The 23,488-nt window shown below is 34.6% G+C and carries 25 protein-coding genes; 4 read left to right on the top strand and 21 right to left on the bottom strand.

All coding sequences use genetic code 11. The features are described 5' to 3' along the window. Positions 1–507: 507 nt before the first annotated feature. The 17 genes from OQK60_RS10920 to OQK60_RS11000 all read right to left on the bottom strand — a co-directional run bounded on the left by OQK60_RS10920 (position 508) and on the right by OQK60_RS11000 (position 14,896). Complete coding sequence (locus OQK60_RS10920; protein WP_297686962.1) at positions 508–1,188, bottom strand: type II secretion system protein; 681 nt, start codon at positions 1,186–1,188, stop codon at positions 508–510. A 137-nt stretch (positions 1,189–1,325) separates the two neighbouring features. Then, positions 1,326–3,128 carry a citrate/2-methylcitrate synthase gene (locus tag OQK60_RS10925; protein WP_297686963.1) on the bottom strand — a complete coding sequence of 601 codons (1,803 nt, stop codon included), beginning with the start codon at positions 3,126–3,128 and terminating at the stop codon, positions 1,326–1,328. Between the two features lie 9 nt (positions 3,129–3,137). Further along, positions 3,138–4,475, bottom strand: coding sequence for an ATP citrate lyase citrate-binding domain-containing protein (locus OQK60_RS10930; protein WP_297686964.1), 1,338 nt, complete (start codon positions 4,473–4,475; stop codon positions 3,138–3,140). An 88-nt stretch (positions 4,476–4,563) separates the two neighbouring features. Continuing rightward, a complete protein-coding gene (locus tag OQK60_RS10935; protein ID WP_297686965.1) occupies positions 4,564–5,568 on the bottom strand; it encodes a hypothetical protein in 1,005 nt (334 codons plus the stop codon). 185 nt (positions 5,569–5,753) lie between these two features. Then, positions 5,754–6,323: an aminodeoxychorismate/anthranilate synthase component II gene (locus OQK60_RS10940; protein WP_297686966.1), complete on the bottom strand. Its 570-nt coding sequence runs from the start codon at positions 6,321–6,323 to the stop codon at positions 5,754–5,756. 50 nt (positions 6,324–6,373) lie between these two features. Next, positions 6,374–7,408, bottom strand: a complete 1,035-nt coding sequence (locus OQK60_RS10945) for an AI-2E family transporter (RefSeq protein WP_297686967.1) — start codon at positions 7,406–7,408, stop codon at positions 6,374–6,376. Positions 7,409–7,417: 9 nt separating this feature from the next. Continuing rightward, on the bottom strand, positions 7,418–8,215 hold the full coding sequence (locus tag OQK60_RS10950; protein WP_297686968.1) for an ABC transporter permease: 798 nt from the start codon (positions 8,213–8,215) through the stop codon (positions 7,418–7,420). Positions 8,216–8,222: 7 nt separating this feature from the next. Next, positions 8,223–10,109: a flagellar hook-associated protein FlgK gene (gene flgK, locus OQK60_RS10955; RefSeq protein WP_297686969.1), complete on the bottom strand. Its 1,887-nt coding sequence runs from the start codon at positions 10,107–10,109 to the stop codon at positions 8,223–8,225. 1 nt (position 10,110) lies between these two features. Then, the gene (locus OQK60_RS10960) at positions 10,111–10,539 is read right to left on the bottom strand and encodes a hypothetical protein (RefSeq protein WP_297686970.1); all 429 of its coding nucleotides are present in this window, start codon (positions 10,537–10,539) and stop codon (positions 10,111–10,113) included. A gap of 27 nt (positions 10,540–10,566) precedes the next feature. After that, entirely contained in the window at positions 10,567–10,776 is a 210-nt protein-coding gene (locus tag OQK60_RS10965) for a flagellar biosynthesis anti-sigma factor FlgM (protein ID WP_297686971.1), read from the bottom strand. 70 nt (positions 10,777–10,846) lie between these two features. Further along, on the bottom strand, positions 10,847–11,149 hold the full coding sequence (locus OQK60_RS10970; protein ID WP_297686972.1) for a rod-binding protein: 303 nt from the start codon (positions 11,147–11,149) through the stop codon (positions 10,847–10,849). Further along, positions 11,149–12,192, bottom strand: a complete 1,044-nt coding sequence (locus tag OQK60_RS10975; RefSeq protein ID WP_297686973.1) for a flagellar basal body P-ring protein FlgI — start codon at positions 12,190–12,192, stop codon at positions 11,149–11,151. Before OQK60_RS10975 ends, OQK60_RS10970 begins: the two co-directional genes overlap by 1 nt. 45 nt (positions 12,193–12,237) lie before the next feature. Continuing rightward, complete coding sequence (rsmD, locus tag OQK60_RS10980) at positions 12,238–12,828, bottom strand: 16S rRNA (guanine(966)-N(2))-methyltransferase RsmD (RefSeq protein WP_297686974.1); 591 nt, start codon at positions 12,826–12,828, stop codon at positions 12,238–12,240. Then, positions 12,818–13,201 (bottom strand): hypothetical protein, encoded by a 384-nt coding sequence (locus tag OQK60_RS10985; RefSeq protein WP_297686975.1) that lies wholly within the window; start codon positions 13,199–13,201, stop codon positions 12,818–12,820. The genes rsmD and OQK60_RS10985 overlap by 11 nt, the downstream gene beginning before the upstream one ends. A 9-nt stretch (positions 13,202–13,210) precedes the next feature. Beyond that, positions 13,211–13,921 carry an exonuclease domain-containing protein gene (locus OQK60_RS10990; protein ID WP_297686976.1) on the bottom strand — a complete coding sequence of 237 codons (711 nt, stop codon included), beginning with the start codon at positions 13,919–13,921 and terminating at the stop codon, positions 13,211–13,213. Further along, positions 13,915–14,475, bottom strand: a complete 561-nt coding sequence (locus tag OQK60_RS10995) for a hypothetical protein (RefSeq protein WP_297686978.1) — start codon at positions 14,473–14,475, stop codon at positions 13,915–13,917. The genes OQK60_RS10990 and OQK60_RS10995 overlap by 7 nt, the downstream gene beginning before the upstream one ends. Then, positions 14,468–14,896, bottom strand: coding sequence for a hypothetical protein (locus OQK60_RS11000; protein WP_297686980.1), 429 nt, complete (start codon positions 14,894–14,896; stop codon positions 14,468–14,470). Before OQK60_RS11000 ends, OQK60_RS10995 begins: the two co-directional genes overlap by 8 nt. Positions 14,897–14,965: 69 nt before the next feature. On the opposite strand from OQK60_RS11000, the gene murA reads away from it, so the two are divergent. Beyond that, positions 14,966–16,234, top strand: coding sequence for a UDP-N-acetylglucosamine 1-carboxyvinyltransferase (gene murA, locus OQK60_RS11005; protein ID WP_297686982.1), 1,269 nt, complete (start codon positions 14,966–14,968; stop codon positions 16,232–16,234). A gap of 60 nt (positions 16,235–16,294) precedes the next feature. Here murA and OQK60_RS11010 read toward each other — a convergent pair whose 3' ends face one another. The 3 genes from OQK60_RS11010 to purH all read right to left on the bottom strand — a co-directional run bounded on the left by OQK60_RS11010 (position 16,295) and on the right by purH (position 19,377). Continuing rightward, positions 16,295–16,672 carry a helix-turn-helix transcriptional regulator gene (locus OQK60_RS11010; protein ID WP_297686984.1) on the bottom strand — a complete coding sequence of 126 codons (378 nt, stop codon included), beginning with the start codon at positions 16,670–16,672 and terminating at the stop codon, positions 16,295–16,297. 10 nt (positions 16,673–16,682) lie between these two features. Continuing rightward, positions 16,683–17,561 (bottom strand): DnaJ C-terminal domain-containing protein, encoded by an 879-nt coding sequence (locus OQK60_RS11015; protein WP_297686986.1) that lies wholly within the window; start codon positions 17,559–17,561, stop codon positions 16,683–16,685. Positions 17,562–17,838: 277 nt separating this feature from the next. Next, on the bottom strand, positions 17,839–19,377 hold the full coding sequence (gene purH / locus OQK60_RS11020; protein WP_297687009.1) for a bifunctional phosphoribosylaminoimidazolecarboxamide formyltransferase/IMP cyclohydrolase: 1,539 nt from the start codon (positions 19,375–19,377) through the stop codon (positions 17,839–17,841). Between the two features lie 157 nt (positions 19,378–19,534). Here purH and OQK60_RS11025 point away from each other — a divergent pair, with 157 nt between their 5' ends. From OQK60_RS11025 to OQK60_RS11285, 3 genes are read left to right on the top strand one after another with little or no spacing between them, the layout of a single operon-like run. Continuing rightward, a complete protein-coding gene (locus tag OQK60_RS11025) occupies positions 19,535–20,494 on the top strand; it encodes a 6-phosphofructokinase (protein ID WP_297686988.1) in 960 nt (319 codons plus the stop codon). Then, complete coding sequence (locus tag OQK60_RS11030) at positions 20,487–20,798, top strand: NGG1p interacting factor NIF3 (RefSeq protein WP_297686990.1); 312 nt, start codon at positions 20,487–20,489, stop codon at positions 20,796–20,798. Before OQK60_RS11025 ends, OQK60_RS11030 begins: the two co-directional genes overlap by 8 nt. Continuing rightward, a complete protein-coding gene (locus OQK60_RS11285; RefSeq protein WP_366855012.1) occupies positions 20,799–21,089 on the top strand; it encodes a DUF4282 domain-containing protein in 291 nt (96 codons plus the stop codon). It begins immediately after the preceding gene. 115 nt (positions 21,090–21,204) lie between these two features. Here OQK60_RS11285 and purL read toward each other — a convergent pair whose 3' ends face one another. Further along, entirely contained in the window at positions 21,205–23,421 is a 2,217-nt protein-coding gene (gene purL / locus OQK60_RS11035) for a phosphoribosylformylglycinamidine synthase subunit PurL (protein ID WP_297686992.1), read from the bottom strand. Positions 23,422–23,488: the final 67 nt, after the last annotated feature.

Raw genomic sequence — 23,488 nt, forward strand, 5'->3', positions numbered from 1 at the left:
CAAAGTCCCTTCCAAATTCCCCTCACTAAAGCTACAAACATAAATGTTTGAGAAATAGTTTAGGTAGATTCCTCATCATGTAAAGAGCACATTGCTGTGAAATTACTGATCTTTGCCCAAGATTTAAAAATCATTGGCTTTGTTGCCATAAACCGCGTGAACAGTTTATGGACTTTTTTGTATAGTATCTATTACTATTGGGATCCAAATAAATTGGATTCAAATAGAATAGACGGTTGTTGTTATTTAGTTATTTCTAAGTAAACTTATTATTGACTAAACAACTAATTTGTTATTAGTTACTTCGTCTATTTACTTGCTTAGTTTTCAATGATCTCAAACATCTTTTTGTGGCCTCTTTCGAAGTCACTCTAAGTCCTAAACATTAGGTCTCTGTGTTTGTGGATGGGAATTATAGACAAATCAACCTTTGATGTCAATAGTTTTTTAAAGGAATTTTAGAAGTTTTTTTTCGATGGGGAATTTTGGGGAGATTACTCATTAATACTAAGGTAAAATATGAGCATATCCTGTCTCAGGTTCTATTGCTATTTGTACATTATCTGAACCGTCAGATAGTGTAATTATACAAGCTTGAGTAAGTAATCTAGGAAATCCACCAGGGTCAGCTTCATAAGCAGAACTTACATTAAATGAATTCATGGGACGACCTAAATGGTCAAAATGTATAAAGAGTGTCGTTGAACGACATCCTCCTCCAAAAGTCACATCCTTGATATTATAACTACTTCCAAGTCTCAATTTTTTCATAGATCTAGGATCTTCTACATGTAAAACATTATCGTATCCGCCACTCATGTATTGTTCTGGATTTAATGGATTCTTAGCCATTCCGTTTAAATCTGGATGGTGCCCTGTAAAATTAGGTAAGTCACTTGAAATTGTATATGCCCATTCATTATTATATGCATTATTAGGAGCTAATGTTGTGTATACTAAATTCTCTTGAAATCTCAACATCCACCTTCTGTTATACCAGCCAGCCTCATTAACATCAAACTTATCATCCACCATCGCCAAGTGTTGTGTATATCTTATATGTGAAATTACCTGAATTGCAGCTTCTCGTAAGCTATTTGAATCTGTTCTAGGTATTATTACTGCTGCCAATATACCAATAACAACAATAACCATTACCAATTCTAACATCGTAAATGCTTTTTTCATAGAAGTCCAATAAGATAAATATTTACTACAAGTATATCAAAAAGAGATAAAAATTAAAAAAGTTTTATTGAATAATATTATATTGCGGGTATAAAAGAATATTCAAGGAGATGAATCTCCTTGAATTGTGTGAAAAATTATATTTTTTCTGCCATTGGAACATCATAAAGAATATCATCCATTGGGTGTCTGTACATTGGCATTGCAAGACGTTTTTCATCAAGTACATGACCAATGAAACCGATTGAACGACCAACTATGAAGAATGCGTTAAGTGTACCAGATTCGATAAACTCATTTATTTCTTCTTCAGAATAACCTAATGCTCTCCACATGTCAACCATTAAGATACCGATAGTACCATCAACATTAAGAATCAGATTCTCTTTTTTAGATGTAGTTAATGCTTCAACTGTTCTTGCATAATCAAGAAGTGGAGTTGATGGGAAATGTTCTTTAGCATAGTTCATAAGACCAGTTACACGTAAATCTGGGTTCTTAAGAGATTTAATTCTGTGACCAATTCCAGGGATTGGAACACCCTCACCTTTCATGTAGTTCAAGAATGCTTTTGGATCCATACCATTATCATCTGCATGCTTGAAGTATTTCGCAGCACCATCAATAGCACCACCGAATCTTGGACCGATTGTTAATAAACCAGTAACAAGTGACTCAACAACTGATTTACCAGCACGAGCAGTTACTTTTGCATTGTGAGCTCCAGAAACAGCAGGACCGTGATCAGCAACAGTTTTAATTACAGTTTCAATAAAGTCTGTAGCCCATTTTGGATATTGTTTTTTGAACCATAATAATGACACAACATCACCAATTCCTTTACCAGTGTCTGGAGTTGCAACAGAAGAGATTGGGAAACCAGCGTATGTAGCTTCATCGCCTCTGTCATCAGAGATAGTACAGATAAACTCTTTACTTCTTCTAACTGTAGGACAAATGTTCATCTCAGGCTCAGGAATTGGGTCAAGATTTAATGATTCAAATACCTCTTTAATCTTAGCTGGTAAATCATTGAATGTAGCTGGTACATGGATACCTGCTTCTGCCATTGCTTTGTTTTTAAACTCAGCAGTTTCAGATTCAGCATTTGCAGATGCACCTGCGTGACCAAATTGAACACCTGAATCATAATACTTAGCAATTGTACCGATACACCAAGCGATAACCGGCTTAGTAATTCTTCCATCTTTGATAGCCTCGATTACTTTGTACTCTTCAGTACCACCAACTTCACCTAAAAGAATCATATATTTAACTGCTGGATTTTTTTCCATTCTAAGTAAGTTGTCAATAAAAACTGAACCAACAAATCTGTCACCACCGATAGCAACACCCTCAGCAATACCATCAGCATTGATAGAGATTATATTAGAAAGCTCATTAAACAATCCGCCTGAACGAGTTACAAGTCCACATGAACCTGCACGGTGAAGTTTAGATTGAACAATATTAGTAATAGTACCACCAATGTTTGCAACTTTAAATGCACCCGGAGTAATTGCACCAACAGTTGCAGGTCCGATAACAATTACACCTTGTTCGCGTGCAGTTTGATTCATAGCACGAGCTAAACGCTCAGGAATACCCTCAGCTGTAATCATAATTGAAGAAAAACCACCGATTTCTAAAGCTTCCATTGTTACATCATAAGCAGTTCTAAATGATGCAAAGTTTAAAAGTACATCAGCTTGAGGCTGAGCAGCTTTAGCATCTGCAGTAGTCTTAAATAAAGGAATCATAACTTCATCTGGGCCATAAAAAAACTTCTCAAATTTATTTCCGCTTGTTGGTGCTACTATCGCAGCAACTGACGGAGTTTTTCTTTGAATTGTGTAGTCATAGTCTAACATTCTCTGGATAGCAGTTTTATTGTTATTCCAAAAAATCGCTTGTGTGTCTTTTGTATATAATTGTTCCATTATTTCTCCTTACTTCTCTAATGCCATACGCACAATATCTGTAACGTGTGTTTCAGGTCCGTATACTTCAATATATAAACCTAATCTATCAGCAGCTTCTTTGATGTCTTTAAGACCTTTTTCATAGTTTGGTCCACCACGACGAACATAGATTTTTATACCAACTTCTTTCATTTTATCTGCATACTCTTCAAACGCTTGAATAATACCCGTGAAAGTTTTTGCAACATCAGTAAAGTTAGCGATAGCACCACCAATAATTAAGATCTTATCACGACCTTGAGCATCTTTTTCTCTTGTCATAAGGTCTAAAAGAGTTTCAGCATAGAATCTTGTCTCACCAGTAGTTGGACCACCAGAATATTCACCATAGTTAGCAAGATCTTCAATACCAGCAAAATCAGCAATAGTATCAGCATAAACAACTGAAGCACCACCACCGGCAACCATAGTCCAGATTCTAGCTTCTGGTTTAAGTAGAGTAAGCTTTAGTGAAGCACCAGTTTTTGCATCAGCTTCTTCAATAGCTTCAACTTCTGGAGATTTAGCTTCCATTCCAAATGCAGTTGGGTACTCAACATTACCCCACTCATCAACCATCATAAAACCAGCAGTATCATCAAGTTTAGCAACCATATCCAGTAATTCGATTTTGTTACCTTGCATTACGAAAGGATTAATTTCAAGATATGCGAAGTTTAACTCACGGTAAGCTTTAAAGAAACCGATACAAAATTCAGCAAATTGAGCTTTATCTTTGTCTGCTACATCAGCAGGAACATTAGCACGAATTTTTTCAGCTATCTCTTCTTCAGTTGCAGTAATTGGAAATGCTACTTCAGTAACTTTCTCATCCCAACCCTCTTCAACTTCCATACCACCTTCAGCTGACATGTAGATAACATCATCATCACCTACAACTGTTGCAGAAACATAATACTCTTCAGCTTGCTCATGCGGAGTAAACGGTTCAACAACAAAGTGAGTTAATCTATCAATACTTGGTTCACCTGTAGGAGTATCGCCATCAAACGAAAAATATACTGATTGATCAGCACTAGCTTTTTCATCTATCCATGAAGCAGCTTTTTCCAAAGTAACATCACCCGGTTTAGCATCTTTAAAAAGTACTAAACCATTTTTACCACGTTTACCAAATAACATATCCGGCTTTGCAACTAATGTTTTTTCATTTAACCAAGATTTAGACTTAGCCTCTTCCTTTAGTTCTGATCCATTTTGAACCATCACTGTTTCATAAGCATAAGTAAAATCTGGAAAATATTTATCCCAATGTTTTGCTAAAATCGACTTTGCGTCATATTCTCTAATCGCTTTTTGAGCCATTTGCAACTCCCTGTGTTTTATATTTATGAAATTGTATCCTATGTTGATTAATCTTATATCATTTGAAGGGCTTAAGTATTGGATAAATTCAATTTATGTTTAGCTTTGTAACATTAGCAGAATATACGAGTCTGTTTTTGTAACTTATTGTTACACCATTGAGATTTTCAGACTCTAAAGTGTTTTCTTCCAATGCATACTTGTTGCATTTGGTTACACCATAGAATTCTAATCGTTGTGTCATCTTCGCATCAGAACTTATGCAATTTATATCTCTAGCCTTTAACTCTGCTGCTAACTCTTTAGCAACATGCATTTTATATGAAAAATGTTTTCTTGGTTGATCAACCACATAATATAAGTATTTGTTGAAAAACACTACTGAACTATTTATCAAAAGAAGGGTTAATGCTACTATAAAAACTACTTTATATTTTTTTCTAAATATATTTAATCTAACTCTATAAGAGTGCTCGAATGTTTGTGCAATAAGTGGCAGAGCTAATATAAGATATGGAGCAAAATATTCTATGTTTACTCTCTGTCTAAAAGATAATAATAATGAAAACACAAATACAACTGTCGATATAAACCAAATCATATCAATATCTTTTGTTAGATACCTTCTGTATAAAACATAAATAATATATATAAATATAATTGGTGTAAATATTGCTGCGTATATTCCTATAGAGTCCAGAAAATGTCCTCTTGGAGAGCCGTGAGTGTCGATTCCAAACAAAGATAATGATATCAAAAACAGTACTAAATTAAATATAAAAAAAGTTTTATCTTTCTTATACAATGAGTATACAATCAGTGCTAAAAACAGATATACAAAACCACCATCTATAAACAGATAAGCAACTAGTAAAGGATAAATAAACTTTATTGAAAAGTTATCATAAATATATACGAACAGGAGTAATCCAAATAGAACTAAGCCCGCACTATTTACTATGAGGGCAGAACTCATAACACCAGGTAAAAGAACAAAAAGTAAAATCAACCAATTTATGTTTCTTTGTGATTTTACATACTTTTGAGATATTTTGTATAATATAACAACACTCAATATATGCAAAACAATCATTGGTAATCTTAAAGCAAAATCATTTTGTCCAAAAAAATAAATTGATGTTTTAATCACTGATTGTAATACTGAAAATGAATCATATAAGAGGGATGCCTCATAATACGAAATTGACAATTCTTTTGTTTTAAACAAAAGAATTAACGCATCTAATCCTAATATTAAGAATAAGATGTATCGGTTATTCATATTTTTAGAAAATTTCCAATCATTTCATGGCCATATTGACTCATAATAGATTCAGGGTGAAACTGAACCCCATATATCTCTTTATCTTTAACTTTTAAAGCCATTATTTCATTATCATCGGTACTATAAGCTGTTGGTTCTATTGAATTTGGAAGAGACTCTTTATCTACTATTAATGAATGATATCTTGTTGCTACAAATTCTTGCGGTATATCTTTAAAAATTACACACTCATCAGTTTGTTTCATTATAGATGTTTTTCCGTGCATCATGTTTTTAGCTCTTACTACATGTCCACCAAATACCTGAGCGATACTCTGGTGTCCTAAACAAATTCCAAGAATCGGTACTTTATCTTTAAAATGTTCTATAACTGCAAGAGTTACACCGGCTTCATCTGGAGATGCCGGACCAGGTGAAATTATTATTTTTTGGGGATTTAGCTTCTCAATTTCCTCAACGCTCATCTCATCATTTCTTATTATCTTTAAATCAGCACCAAGTTCTCTGCAGTATTGAACAATATTATAAGTAAAGCTGTCATAGTTATCAATCATTAATATCATAAATCATCCTAAATTTATATCGCAAAGTATATCTGTTTTGCTCTTTTGTTTCACTTATTGACATGTGAAAGATTATCGCCTGTTCCAAGAAGTACAGCTATCCACCTTGTGTTTTCATTTGCATTAAAAATAATTTTTGCCATTATTGTCAGTGGTATTGACAGTAGCATTCCCACAACACCGAACATCCATCCCCAAAATAACAAAGATAAAAATACAACTAAAGTTGAGAGTCCTACACCTTTGCCCATCACTTTTGGTTCTATTACAGAGCCAACAATAACATTTATCGCCGTATATATTAAAGTGACTATCAGTGCACTTATGGAACCCAATTGTACTAGTGTTAATAACACTGCCGGCACTGCCGCTATTATTGAACCGATATTTGGAATAAAATTTAATATAAATGCAAGAACAGCCCATAAAAAAGCATAATCAGTCCCAACTATTAATAAGGCAATCCATACTATAAAACCGGTCAACAAAGAGATTAAAGCTTTTAAAACCATATAGTCTTGAATACGCTCCAATATCTCTTCAATATGTCCAATTGCTTCACTGTCAGAACTTGCATACTCTATTTTATTTATAAAATATTTTGATTCTAACATCATAAAAACCACTGTCAAGAGTATCACTAATCCGTTAGTAAACATAGAACCTATACTTTTTATAATTGTTGTAGAGAACTCCATTATTTGTTTAGTGTTTATAACATTGGCTATCTCTTTTTGAGGTATATCTATGCCAATATTATTAGAAAAAACTAGCAACTGTTTAAAAATACTAGAAAGTTGTTGTTCATAAAAATTTATATTTGAACTAAATTCTTGTACTGATGAACCGATTAGCTTTGCTACAAGTCCTATAAAAGTAACAAATATAGCTACCACAAGAGTCAATGAAATAGCATTTGGCAGACCTTTTTTATTGAAAAAGTTATATAAAGGAGAAAGAATAATTGCAATAAATAAAGATAACAAAAAAGGTACAATTATTTCTGAAGCACTTTTCAAACCGGCCAAAACAACAATAAAACTCGCCATTACAATAAAATAGTACCCTATTTCTCTATGTTGCATTCTAACTCCTTAATCTTGGATCTGCTTTTGATTTGTCAGCTGCTGCAGGTAGTTAGATATATTAATTAGTGAAAATGTTACTAAAAATATCATAAGTCCCGGAAAAAAACTAACCCACCAAGCTATCTCGATAACCTCTTTTCCTGCGCTTAAAATTGTTCCCCAACTCATTTGCGGAGCAACAATACCAAGTCCTAAGAAACTAAGTCCTGATTCTGCCAATATAGCGCCGCCGACACCAAAAGTAAAACTTACAAAATATATTGGTGCCAATATCGGAGCATAATACTTAAATAGTATTTTAAACTTACTAACATTTGCAATATTTAGTATCTTAATATATGGTTGAGAAGTGATTTTAAAACTTTCAGACCGCACTAACCTCGCGGTAGTCATCCAGCCTGTAATAGAAATAATAACTATCAAAACCCAAGCAGAAGCGTTTACATAGCTGACAAGTGCTAGAAGTAGAAAAAAGGTAGGAAATGTTAAAAACAAATCCACCAATACAATAAAACCTTTATCTACATTTCCTCTATAATACCCAGCCATCGAGCCAAGTATAAGTCCAATTACAGAAGCGATAAAAGCACTTCCTACACCAATGGTGAGCGAAACCTTCCCGCCTTCCATTAGCCTCGCCAGTATATCTCTTCCTAACCTGTCTGTTCCTAAATAATGCTCTAGTGATGGAGGAAGTAAAATTGATGAACTATTCAAGGAATATGCATCTACTGTATAAAATGTAGATCCTAAAAAAGAAAATATAAAAACAAAAATAAGTATAAAGATACTAAATTTTGGCATACAATGGCTACTGTTTAATCCCGAGTAGTGTTTGCATCATTTGATCTATTGTTGTTATGATTTTTGATGCTGCCCCATAAGCAGTTTGGTATTTGATAAGATTTGTCAACTCTTCATCTACACTAACTTTAGAGATGGATGCATATTCATTTTCAGTGGCATTAAACTGAGCTGTAATTGATTCATTACTTAAAATAGCTCTATTTGTTTCAACACCAACACCGGTAGCTACAATATCAAACATACCGTACATAGTAGTGTTGTACGATGTAGTATTTCCAACTTCAAAATCGTACTTTTCAAACTGTTGCTGAACCATACTTAGCGCTAGTTGGTTATCGCCGGTGGTCGGTGTGATTCCGGCTGATATATTTGATGTATTGTTTCTTAAATTTGAACTTAGATTAATATTACTGGCACTATCACCATCAAAAAATCTATTTAATCCTAAAGCACCTGCAAAATTTGAGCCTGAATCAAAATTATTTGTAGATAAGTTGTCTTCTATTGAAAATGTATAGCCCTTTGAAGCTGAAAGTGAATCCATTTCTAATTCCAAAGCACCTTCTCCATTGGCATATAACGCCCAATTAAATGATGTAATAAAATCATCTATATCATTATTGGCATTGGAGTCACTGTTATCATCATTTTGAGTTAATATCTGTCCCTCAATAGAATTTGTTCCTGCTGCACCGCTCATAACTGTTGATGCGTTTATGTTTATAGTTCTTCTTGCGGTTTCATTTCCATCAATATCATAAATTGCAATGTCAAATGCACCCTCTTTTATATTTAAATCAGAACTGACAAGTGAATTATTTGGATTAAGAGAGACTGTATTTGACTGCATTGAGGTTGCAGAATTTGCTGCATATAAATTATTTGTAGACTCTATCAGACCAGCTGCAAAAGCATCCATTTGAGATACAACATTTTGTAGAGTTCCATCAGTTGGTATTCCGCTTGTTGTATCATCTATATTGCTTCCACGCAAGTCTAAAATTGCTCCAATTTTACCACCGGTGATATCTTCACCCATTGGCAACAATGAACCGTCTTGTCTTTCATAAGATATTTCATAAAATCCATTTGCCCCGGTAGCATCTATATGAAGAGGATGAAAAGTTGACCCATCAACAATATTGAATCCATTTACATTTAATGAGTAACCATCAGTCGCTTCATTTAAAGAGCTATCTATAGTGATATCTGAAGTTAAAATGCCTGTATTTACTTCTGCTCCAATAAGCTTTGACAAATCTAGTTCTAACTGATTTCTTTTGTCTCTTAAATCATTTGCAGTATATCCGTCTGCTGCCTCTGCAAGATTTATTGCCTTGTTTACTTCTGCTAGTTCCTCAGCTTTTGCATTTACTTCATCAACATTAACTTTCAATTTTTCATTTATTGTAGATTGAAGAGAGATTATCTTGTCTTGAGTATGTTTTATATTTTGAGCCAAATTTTCTGTTTGCTCTGCTAGTGCTAGTTTTATAGATTCATTATCAGGATTATCAGCAAGTGTTTGCCACATATTATAATACTCTTGCAAGTCTGCTTTTATGCCCACACCATCAATTTCAGGAAAGTATGTTGATAATTCTAGCATTATCGACTCTGTATAGTCTGCATACTCTTTATCGGCTGAGATGTCAGTATATCTGTTAAATACAAAACTATCAAAAATTCTCGTAATGTCTGTAACATCCACACCATTGCCAACCTGCCCTGGAGCTGTTGAAACTGGTGTAGCTGCTGAAGTGACAATTCTTTGACGCGTATAGCCGTCAGACTCTGCATTTGCTATATTGTGAGATGTTGTACTAACCCCTGCCTGAGAAGCGACTAAACCAGAGTAACCAATATTTAAAGTATTAAACAAAGAAGCCATCTTACACTCTTACTTCTAAAATTGATGGATTTTTTGATGCCACTTTATTGTAGCCTTGCATCTCTGTAGGTACTAATCTTTCTAAAAATGTGTTATATAAATTACTTACCGCTAAAACCAGTTTTGCATATCTTTTATTTACATCTCTAAGGTTTGACAACTCAACTTTTAACTGGTCTAAATAATCATGCTGCTCTTCACTTAATAGCTGTGGTAATTCGGTGTCTGGCTTTGCCGTCATTAATGCAGATATTTCATGATCAATCATCGCTTTTTTGGATTCAAAGCTTTTGAGCTTCTCCTCTTTGAGTTTTAATCTATCAAATTGTGGATTATTCCTAGCTACTTTTATATCTTCTAAGTCTGATTCCGTTATTTTTATTAAATCTCTTAAGTCACTTAGTGCGCTTTGCAAATGATAAGATAGCATAATTTAATCCTTAATTTTGTTTAAAGCCTACATCAACTCGTCGGCTATTTTTTTAGATAAAGCCTCTAAATTAATTTTGTATTCTCCAGATTCAAGAGCTTCTTTAATCCGCTCAACCTTACTTGTATCACCTTGTTCTGACACATTAGTTACAGTCTCTTCTTGAACTTCCTTCTTCTCACCAATATTATTGGCATAAGTGCTACGGATGTTCGCATTATTTATATGTGAAATCATTACTTGTCCCTTTTTCTTTATATCTTTTAGTTTTTTTCCATACAACTATATCGACATAAAGATAAAAATCTTAACCTTTCTGACTCAAATAATCATAAAGCATTTGAGAAAAACCAAATCCGCCTGCACTGGCCTTTGCCAGCTCATCTCTATACATAGATTTATATATTTTATCGCCTGGATCATTTTGCGCAGAAAAAATATTTTTTTCATCTTTCATAGCATTATCCATTAACATTTTCAATATTACAGATTCAAAAGCATCTGTCTGTTCCCTTAGTTTAGCATCATCAGTATTTGCATCAATTGTAGGAACTTGATTCTGCTGTGACATAAACTGAGCTTGCATATTTATAGAATTTGCGCCGTACATTATATTACCTTTAGCTCTGCAGATATGCTGCCAGCACTCTTCATAGCTTCTAAAATTGAGATTATATCCTTAGGCTGTGCGCCCATTTTTTGAAGTGAACGAACTAAGTTTGCCACTGTTGTTGTCCCTTTTTTAGTATATAACTCATTCTCATACAGACCTATTACCATATCGTCATCCACTTGCATTGAGCCTTTAGGTTTACTCAACTCATTTTGCTCGGTAATTTTAATAGTTATATCCCCGTGAGTCATAATAATAGGTTTGATTTTTATTCCAACACCTGAGATTATTGTTCCTGTTCTTTCGTTTATGATAATTCTATCTTTTACATCGTAAGTCATCTCTATATCTTGAACTTCAGCTAAAAACTCTATCATACTTCTGTTTTTTGGTTTTTTTAACTTAACTGTTCTGGAGTCCATTGCAACTGCTGTTTGTGTATTGTAAAAATCATTTATACTTTTTTGAACCGATACGCTGTTTTTGAAATTTGCTTCTTTTAGTGAAAGTGTTGCAAACTCTTGATTGTAAAGGTTGATATTTATTTCTCTTTCCACTACTCCACCGTTATAAATCAATCCGGCAGTTGGATGAGATTCAGCGCCACCGCCGCCATTACGCCCGCCAATACTGACAGCGCCTTGAGCTAAAGCGTATATCTTGCCGTCAACCCCCTTTAAAGGAGTCATTAGGAGTGTTCCGCCTTCGAGTGACTTTGCATCACCGATTGAAGATACCGTGATATTAAATTTATCTCCCTGCTTAGAAAATGGAGCAAGTTCCGCGGTAACGACAACTGCAGCAACATTTTTAGATTTTATATCTACAGGCTTCATATCTATATTCATAGCTTTAAGCATATTTGCAATTGACTGAAGAGTAAATTTTGAAGTAGTACCGTCACCAGTCTTTTTAAGACCGACAACAAGCGAGTAACCTATAAGATGATTGTCTCTAACACCGACAATATTGGCAACATTACTTATCTTAGCAGCATAAATTGTTGTACTAATAAGTAAAAGTAAAATAAATTTTCTCATAGCTAATCCTTGAATTAGCCATAACTCAGCAATAATTATTCCAATCTATTCGTGTTCGAAATAAGTTAGTGTAGTATTTCCAAATTTTTTTGATTTTTTCAGAGTAAACGGTCCTATTTCAGTCGGTATTTCCAAGCCGCTCATATGTTCAATTATTACAAGTTCTACATACTCTTTTGGTAAAGAAGCTATCAGGTTGATTGTTTTATCGTATATATCTTCCATACCTTCTCTTATGTTAAAAGGCGGGTCAATATAGAAATACGCAGATTCATCTTTTCTTTGTAAAGTTTTAACAACACTCTTTATATTTACAAAAGTGTCGCCGCTAAATACTTCGCATGACGATGGATCGGTTTGCTCTATATTCTCTTTTAAAATTTTTAGTGCCTCACGGTCTTGCTCCATAAACATTATGTTTTTTGCACCGCGACTCAGAGCTTCAAGCCCGATAGAGCCGCTGCCTGAAAAAAGTTCAACAAAGTTTGCATCGACAATATTAAACTGTAAAGTGTTGAAAAAAGACTCTAATACTATTGCCTTGGATGTCCTTGTTGTAGTTTTTGAGGGAAGTTTTAAAACTCTATTTTTATATTTGCCGGAGATTATTTTTTTTGTTATTTGTTTACTTTTCATAAAATGCTCTTACTGCTTTTAAAATATTTGCCTGATACTCTGCAGTTAAAGACTCTATGCGCTTTTCTAAGATCTCAAAATCAAATACAGTGCTTTGTTCAAAAACTTCATCATCTGCATATTCAACTTTTTTCATATCTTTATTCATACTTTTATATCTTTTTTCAAGCGCTAAAATAAGTTGAGATTTTGAAAATGGCTTTACAAGATCAGATTCTTTATTGCTTGATATATAAAAGCATCTCTCATCTTCAAGACATTTCTCATCTCTTATAACAATGTCACAATGCTTCAAAGAGCTAAGATGATTACTTAAAAAAAGTTCCAATGATTTTTGCATTAGTGGTGATTTACACTCAACTGCTATTTTCAAGATTTTTCCTTATAAATTATATTCGATACTATAGCGCAAATCTTCATCTAAATCCATAATATTTGCTAGCATCCATTCCAAATAAGCTCTGTCATACATACTAATTTCTTCTATATAACGACCGCTATACTTACCAAATTCAAACTTTTGCATTAAAACATTTTTAGAGCTAAGTTCAATCAATCTGGCATGTGGTTTTATCTCTAAAAGACATTCATATAAAAGTTTTACATGTAGTGAATCGCTAAGAGCATTATGTGCAATCAAATCATCTTCTATACCGCACTTAAGAGCTTCTTCTTTTTCATTTTTATATAACTTTAAATCATACCTTAAAAACTGCAAAGAGAACTGCTCACATTCAGGTATAAGATGTTTTGTAACTCTTAAAGTATCAATTATTTCACCCTGCCACTCAAAGCCACATGTCAAAAGCATTTTCAAGTCAAACTTCACATTATGAGCAATTATTGTTGAGTCATAGTTGTTGTTTTCTTGCAAAAATTTAAAAGCTTCACAATCTTGAAGCTTTGGCTTAGCCTTTATCATCTCATTTGTTATATGATTAATGCTTGAAGCTTTAGGTGATATTTTTTTACCTTCATTTACCAAGTCATATTTTGAGATGATTTGTTCGCCGTCTATTGCTATTATACCGATTGAGCAGATTCTATCAAGGCTCTCTAAACCGGTAGTTTCCAAGTCGATAAATATTAACACTTAACAATCTTCACTTTCTTGCATCTTGATCCAAGCAGCATAAAAGACAAATAACCACTAACTAGGATAAAACCAAATAGCCAGTATATGTTAAACCACTCAAACACACCGGTAAATGATGTAAAAACATTTGTAAAAATAAGAGCTAAGACCATAAAAGAACCAACAAGCCATATATTTAGCATAAACCATTTTCGCCAAACTTTTACTAAATCTCCGTAGCCTATAATCTCTATAAATTCATCATCAAGTTTATCGTCTTTTGCAGATGTACATGTAAGAAGCTTTAATTCATAGCCATTTATGCAATTATTGAAAATATATTTTAATCCTCTAAAGAGTGCTAACAAAAGCGTTAAACTCCAAAAAACAGGGAACCAAAATTTAAATATATCAAAAAGTGCTGTAACAATTTGAGAGTTTAGATTTGGCATTCCATGCGATAAATATGAGTATATGCTAACAATAGATGAAAAAAAAGCTGCTAACAATATACTGCATAGAGTTAGTTTAACAGCCCATTTAAGCCAAAGAATAAGGTAAAATTTACTCATTTTTTTTAAATGGTTCTAGCATTCCATGGTAGTGTTCAAGTGTCATAAAACTTTTTTCAAACCTGAATCTTATTATAAACTCTACTATTTTATTTTTCAACTCTACATCTACATTTTCAACTTTTCCAAAGTAACCCAAAGAGATATTTTTACTTTTTACAACTGCGTCTTTATCATAGCCAATAGCTAATACTTGCAGATATTTGCCCTCTTTTATCTCGCCTAGATTTTCACTAAGCAGTGATGCACCGGACAAGTTTATTGCTTTGAAATCAAAAAGTTCACTAAACTTTTCAACTTTTTCATTCACACCGATTTCTGTAAATAACTTTTCTAAAATAATTAGATTATCTTTTCTTGCGCGCTCGTAACTTGAAATGTTATTTGTTAAATTTTTTAATCTGTCTAAGGCTGAACTCATCACAATTTCCTTTACAAAATTATATCAAAATAAGATATAATGTTATTAAAAGTTTACACAAAGATTTAAATGGACTACTTACAAATCAATAGAGTTAATTCTCTTAACGGAAAAATAAAGATATCCGGTGCGAAGAATGCCTCTCTTCCGCTAATCGCAATGACAATACTTGCAAAAAACAGTGTTAAGATAAAAAATCTGCCTCATGTAGCGGATATAAATACTCTTTTAAAGCTATTATCAAACCTTGGTGCTAAGTGTGACAGAGAGAATAATCCTGAAATAACAACCGTAGATACATCTTCGCTTACCCAGACAAAAGCGACTTACGACATAGTAAAAACTATGCGTGCTTCTATACTCGTACTGGGTCCTATTTTAGCAAGATTCGGGCATTGTGAGGTATCACTTCCAGGCGGTTGTGCGATAGGTCAAAGACCGATTGACTTGCATTTAAAAGCACTAGAGCAAATGGGAGCAACCATTGATATTCAAGCGGGTTACATTGTAGCAACTGCTCCTGATGGTCTTAAGGGCTGTCATATTATATTTGATAAAATCACTGTTACGGGTACAGCCAACATTGTTATGGCAGCGGCATTGGCAGATGGAAAAACCACTATTACAAATGCAGCAAGGGAACCTGAAGTAGTTCAGCTTTGCGAGATATTAAACAAGAGCGGAGTTCAAATAGACGGTATCGGAACTGCGATATTAACTATTCATGGAACTTCAGGAAAACTACTGGATATAAATGAATTTTGCGTTATTCCAGACCGCATCGAAGCGGGAACTTATCTTTGCGCGGGAGCAATTACTAAATCTGAACTAACACTTACAAATGTAAATGCTGCGCATCTTGGAGCAGTTTTATCAAAACTTGAAGAGATGGGAAGCAAGTTCACTATCACAGAAGATACTATAACTATTCATCCATCAGATATTATCAAGCCAGTTAAAGTCGTTACACAGGAGTATCCGGGATTCCCAACAGATATGCAGGCTCAATTTTTAGCTTTAGCAACGCAGGCTAATGGAACTTCCATAATCGAAGAGAGACTTTTTGAAAATAGGTTTATGCATGTCAGTGAACTTCAAAGAATGGGTGCTGATATATCTCTTAACGGACATGTTGCAACTGTCAATGGCGGGACTAAATTAAGTGGAACCGATGTTATGGCAACAGATTTGAGAGCTTCTAGTGCCTTAGTTTTAGCAGGACTTATCGCTGAGGGAACAACTGCTGTTCACCGTATTTACCACTTAGACCGTGGTTATGATTCACTAGAGAAAAAACTACAAAATGTAGGTGCTAAAATAACCAGATTGAAAGAATAGTGTTTTTAGAATGTACAAATTGTACCTCAAGAAATTTTAACGAAGCAAATTATGCTTTATTTACTCTTCAAATATTATTATGTCGTAAAGACTTCTCTTTGTTACCAAAGCCTTATCAGGTGACACAGAGTGAGAATTTTTAGATTTTTGCACTTCATGTCTTAGCTCCGCTATCTCTTGCTCCATCTCGTCTACATTTATCTTCAGCCTAAGGATAATGTCAACACCGGCAAGATTTACACCAAGTTCACGAGTCAGTCTTAAAATAAGTTTTATTCTATCTATATCTCTTTGAGAGTAGAGTCTAATTCTGCCATTCGATCTAGACGGAGACACTAGATTTTCTCTCTCATACTGCCTAAGTGTCTGTGGATGTATATCCAAGATTTTGGCAACTACACTGATTAAATAAACTGGTTCATCGTACTGGTGTATCATTTTTATGCCCTTACTCTTTAGGTAATTTTTCTTTCATCATTTGAACTAAATCTTCATCTAAGTCATCAACTTTAGGTAAAACAATATTTGCTTCAAGATATAAGTTTCCACGAACTTTTGTTTTACGGTTCATAGCACCCATCTCTTTTACACGAAATCTCTGTCCATTTTTAGTGTTTTGTGGAACTTTTAGCTTTATCTCTTTTTCTAAAGTTTTTATAGATATTTTTTCACCAAAAAGCGCTGCATACAGAGGAACATCAAAAGTTTTAATTAAATCATCACCCTCTCTTATATACTCAGGGTTAGCCGCAACGATTATCTTTAAGAAAAGGTCTCCTACAGCTCCACCTTGAGCATGTCCTTTGCCTTTGACTCGCATCTTCTCACCACTTTTTACGCCTGCAGGGATTTTTATGTCAAATCTGTCACCTTGAACAGATACAGAGTGTGAACCACCAAGAATTGACACACCAAATGGAATAGTTACGCTTGTCTCTATATCAAGGTTGGGTTGTTGTTGCTGCTGTGAAAAGCCTCCGCCACCAAAGCCGCCTCCTCCGAAACCACCAAAACCTCCGCCTCCAGAGAACATTTGTCTAAGTATTTCATCCAAATCACCTTGTCCGCCACTACCATGAGAACGAGAGAAATCATGAAAATTCTGCCCACCAAACATGTTATCACCATGCATATCGTATTGTTGTTTTTTTTCTTTGTCGCTTAAAATTTCATATGCAGAATTAATCTCTTTAAATTTATCTTCCGCACCCGGATCTTTGTTTACATCCGGATGATACTGTCTTGCCAATTTTCTATATGCTTTTTTAATTTCACTCTCACTAGCATTTTCAGTGACTTCGAGTGTCTCGTATAATGATTTTGCCAATTTATTTCCTAAAATTTATATAATTATTTGTTTAAGTGCCATTATATCACAAGAGTTGAGTGTATGTCAATCAAGTTGAGTTCGTTTCATAATATTCACACACAAAGCAGCTTCATGGTGGGTGCCCCAACATCAAAGATGTTGACCCTTCCACTGCAGGGGTTTTGCTTAGCTGAATATTATTTCACTTTTGTAATGTTAAATTTAGAATAGGTGCTTACTTGTAGAGATATAAAATCAAAATAGTAACGCAGAAAATGCATTGCTATTTTGGTTTTTAATGTAAAAAATGACGAACTTCTGAAAAATATAAGCTCATGCCAAATTCATTAGCAGCTTCTATAATCTCTTCATCACGAATACTTCCACCAGGCTCGATTACATTTTTAACACCGGCCGCCGCCGCTGCATCGATGCTATCACGAAATGGAAAGAATGCTTCAGATGCCAACGCTGCACCTGTTACATCAAGACCCATCTCTTTTGCTTTTTTAAGTGCACACTGACTTGCATCAACGCGGCTAGTCATTCCCATACCAACTGCTACCATTGCAGAGTTTTTAACATAAACAACGCAGTTAGATTTTGTAAGAGATGCTACTTTGTAGGCTATCTCTAAATCTTTAAATTCCCCAGCCTCAGCAGCTACTTTACTAACTAGCTTTGCATTTTTAACTTCATCCGCGCCAACTTTATCAGCATCTTGATACACAAACCCGCCATCAATATGTTTGAAGTCTTTTTTATCGTTTGCAAGAACTAACTTATCAGCACCCATCTCAAAAAGCTTTATTCGTTTTTTAGAGGCAAATACTTCCCTAGCTTCTTCAGTTATACGACCAGCAATTACAACTTCTAAAAAAATCTCATTCATTTTTTCTGCAAGCTCTTTGTTAACTACACCATTAACAGCTACAACACCGCCAAAGGCAGAAACAGGATCACACTTAAGCGCTTCTTCGTAAGCTTCTAAAAGTGTATCTTTGATAGCAAAACCACAAGGATTACCATGTTTAGTAATACAAACAGCATTTTCATCACCAAATGCAGATGCAATTTTAACAGCACCGCTTAAATCATTTAAGTTATTAAAACTTGCTTCGCCTTTTAGAGTTGTGAAGTTGTTTGAGTAGTGTTTGTCAAATTCATATAAAGCGCCTTTTTGGTGAGGGTTTTCACCATAGCGAGTATCCATAACTTTGTTTCCAACTATAAACTGCTTTTCACCAAAACCTTTATTAAAACGCTCGTTCATATAGTTAGCAATCATCGAGTCATAAGCTGCTGTATGCTCGTAAGCTTTTATCATGTAGCCACGACGAAATTCTTTTGTGTTTTTTTCATTCTCAATTGCATCAATAACTTCATCATAATCTTCTACATTAGTTACAATAATTACAGAGTCAAAGTTTTTTGCAGCAGAGCGAACCATTGCCGGTCCACCAATGTCTATATTTTCGATAATATCATCAAAATCATCAGTACGCTCGATAGTCTCTTTAAATGGGTAAAGATTAACACAAACTAAATCAATTGACTCAACGCCAAGCTCTTTTGCCTGGTCAAGGTGTGACTGCTTGTCACGGCGATGCAGTATTCCACCATGAACATAAGGATTTAAAGTTTTTACACGTCCTTCAAAACATTCAGGAAACTTTGTAACCTCATCAATCTCTATGGCTTTAATGCCAGCTTCTACTAATTTTTTATATGTCCCGCCTGTAGAGATGATTTCATAACCGTTTTTTACAAGTGAGTTACAAAACTCAACAACTCCATTTTTATCGCTAACACTTACCAATGCTCTTTTCACTATATCTGTCTCCTTTTCCAAGAAAGTGAATTCCTTAGAAAATTCCCCTCACTGAAGCTTTGCTTGTCAGCAAGAAAAAAATTAATTTTTAAATTATGGAATTTTATCGAATTAGAGTTTAGAAGATGGTAAACTATAGAAAATAAATTGGAGAAATTGGGTGAAAAATATTGCAATTTTATGTTCTGGCGGAGATGTATCAGGTATGAACCCGGCTTTAAAGCATTTTGTCGAGTATTCACTACAAAAAGGTTTAACTCCATATTTTGTTTATGACGGCTACGAAGGTCTTATTGACAATAATATAAGAGAAGCTACATATAAAGATGTATCGGGCATCATAAATCGTGGCGGTACCAAGATAAGAAGTGCAAGAAGTAAAAGGTTTATAGATAAAAAGTACCGTGATATCGCAAAGAAAAATCTTGACATGTTAAATATTGACATGTTAGTAGTCCTAGGCGGTGACGGTTCATTTAAAGGTCTTGATATTTTCTATAAAGAAAACGGCATAAAGTTCTGTGGAATCCCGGCTACAATAGATAATGACATAAGCGGAACCGAATACTGCTTAGGAGTTGATAGTGCACTAAATATCATTAAAACCTCTATAGATTCTATCCGTGATACAGCTGCTTCTTTTAGCAGAGCTTTTGTCATTGAGACAATGGGGCGAGACTGCGGTTACCTGGCACTTATATCTGCTTTGACTTGTGGAGCAGAATTGTGCTTAATCCCCGAAAAAGAGTATGACTTAAAATCATATGAAGACAAGTTCAAAAAAGAGATACAAAACGGAAGAAGATACTTTTTAGCTATTGTTTCAGAGGGAATAAAACAAGACTCTAAAGAGATTGCTGAGTGGTTTAGCCAAAAGATAGGAATGGAGTCTAAAGTCACAGTTTTGGGACATGTCCAAAGAGGTGGAAATCCAACCGTATATGACAGACTAATGGCTTATAAATTTATCAATCATGCCATAACTGCTTTACTTCAAGGTAAAGATGAAAGTGTCATCTGCTATACAAAAGATGGTTTCAAATATAAAAGCATTGATGAAGTGGTAAATACCACTTTTAAACTCGATCCTGAACTTCTTGAGTTTTTAGAAAATGTATAAACTAAACTTTTTTGTACCCGCGCAAAACAAAGAAGAGGTAAAAAATGCCCTCTTCAAAATAGGCGTCGGTAAATATGAAAACTATGACAAATGTTCTTTTGAGTCACAAGGAATCGGACAGTTTAGACCTATAGATGGAGCAAATCCATTTCTAGGTAAACTTGATACCGTAGAGTTAGTTAAAGAGTATAAAGTCGAGATGATATGCAGTGATGAGCTGATAAAAGAAGCTGTAAAAGTTTTGAAAGATGCTCATCCTTACGAAGAAGTTGCTTATGAGGTTTTTAGGATGGAAGAGTTTTAGGTGCAAGAGATATATGATATTTTAAGTTTTAAAACTTTTATTAGTTCTTACATCCTATATGCGCTTTACTATATTGGTGCTGCTTTTGTACCTTTTATATGTTTTAAATATACAAATCAAATTTATAAATATCCTAAAAACAGTATAGACAAAATTATTCCAAAAAAATATAAATTTAAAGTTTTTGTTTTTTTCTTATCAATATTTATTTTTTTAGAAATTTTATGGAGAATGATGTTTGAATTTTTAATAGCTTATTTACAAATAAGGGATTCTTTAGTAGGAAGCTGATAGGTTAAATATTTGACACCCTAATGGTGTCAAACTTTTCTAAAGAAACTTCGTTTTATCGCCACAGCGGCGCAAGCGAAGTACAAGGGGCGAGTTCCTTTTATGGACTAATTAATTACAGGTCTCTCTCAATAACTCTTTTAAATGTATTGAAGTAATTATCTTGTAAAGTCTCCATGCTCATAGTTACATCGTTGATTTTGATAGTATCGCCACCAACAGTTCCTATTTTCTCTACGGCCATAGACTCATCAAGCATTGCTTCAAAAGCTTCTTGGTTTTCAGGCTTAACTTCGATGATAGCTCTGCTCATAGACTCAGCGAAAATATCTCTCTCATCTTCAACACTCATCTGAGCGTCACATCCAAGACCTGAAGTTGCGCTCATTTTAGCAAGCGCAATTGCTACCCCACCACTAGATGCATCTTTAGCACACTCTAGTAAATTCTTTTTATTTGCTTCAATTACTAAATCCCAAAGAGCTAACTCGTTTTTGTAGTTAATCTCTGGAAGAGTTCCTGCAACTGTATTACAAATCTCTTTCATATAAAGAGAGCCGCCAAACTCAGATTTACTCTCTCCAACGAGGTAAAGTGCATTTCCCTCAGCTTGAAAACCTGACATTAAAACATTGTTTTGGTCATCATTTACACCAACAGTCGCGATTGAAGGAGTTGGAAAAACTGAAACACCGTTTGTTTCATTATAAAGTGAAACATTTCCACCGATAACAGGTGTAGTAAGTTCTAAACAAGCTTCTTTAATACCTAAACAACCCTCAGCAAATTGCCACATAACCTCTGGATTTTCAGGGTTTCCATAATTAAGACAATCCGTAATAGCAAGCGGTCTAGCGCCACTCATTGCAACATTTCGCCCTGCTTCTATAACTGCTGCAGCTGCACCACCTTTAGGGTCGATGTAGCAATAACGAACATTACAATCAGCACTCATCGCAAGTGCCTTACCATTTTCTTTTACACGGATAACAGATGCATCAAGCATACCGCCCTTTTTAATGGTGTTGGTCTGTACCATCGAATCATACTGAGTGTAAATCCATGATTTATCTACAACTTCCATAGACTTAGTTAATTTCTCAAAGGCATCTTGGTTAGATACTCTCTCAAAATCATTGATAGAAATACTTGCAATATCAGCTAGATAAGCAGGTTTACTCATTGGACGGTTAAGTTCCGGCGCTTCTTCACTAACAGGATCAACTGGAACTTCAGCCACTTTTTCACCGTGCCAGAACAGCTCCATATTACCGGTTGCTGTAACCTCGCCGATAACAGCAGCATCTAAATCCCACTTTTCAAAAATATCGATAATAGCCTGTTCTGAGCCTTTTTTAGCACATAAAAGCATACGCTCTTGGCTTTCAGAAAGCATAAAATCGTAAGGAGTCATGTTCTCTTCACGAGCTGGAACTTTGTCAAGATGCATAATCATACCACTTCCAGTTCGTCCAGCCATCTCAAAAGATGAAGATGTAAGTCCAGCAGCTCCCATATCTTGAATACCAACAACATGGTCAGTCTTAAAAAGTTCTATACAAGCTTCAAGTAGAAGTTTTTCAGTAAATGGGTCACCAACTTGAACAGTAGGACGAAGAGATTTTGACTCCTCTGTAAAACTATCAGAACTCATTACAGCCCCACCGAGACCATCGCGACCAGTTTTTGCACCAACATACATAACAGGATTGCCAATACCCTCAGCACGACCTAGAAAAATCTCATCACTCTTTGCAATACCAAGATTAAAAGCATTTACAAGAATATTACCATTGTAACACTCATCAAAACTAACTTCACCACCGATTGTAGGTACACCCATACAGTTACCATAACCACCGATTCCCGCAGTTACACCACGAACTAAGTATCTTTGATGTCTTGAGATATCATCATCGTTTAAGATGTTACCAAATCTAAGAGCGTTTAGTGAAGCTACTGGACGAGCACCCATTGTAAATACATCACGCATAATTCCACCAACACCGGTTGCAGCACCTTGATAAGGCTCTATAAAACTTGGATGGTTATGTGATTCCATCTTAAATACAGCAGCATATCCATCACCGATGTCAATAACACCGGCATTTTCACCTGGACCTTGAATAACCCATGGTGCTTTAGTTGGAAAACCTTTTAAGTGTACTTTTGAAGACTTGTAAGAACAGTGCTCACTCCACATAGCTGAAAAAATACCTAGCTCCACCAAGTTTGGTTCGCGTTTTAAAATCTCTTTAATATGTGCATAATCTTCTTGTGAAAGTTTATGATTAGCTAATTGTTCTTCAATGTTTTCTAGTTGTTGGCTCACTATGGAATCCTAAAATTTATTTTTTGGTTTTTAAAGAGGGATTATATCTAATTTGTTCTAATAAGAA

Origin of the sequence: Sulfurimonas sp. (genome assembly GCF_026196735.1) — a bacterium.
Classification (GTDB): Bacteria; Campylobacterota; Campylobacteria; order Campylobacterales; family Sulfurimonadaceae; genus Sulfurimonas.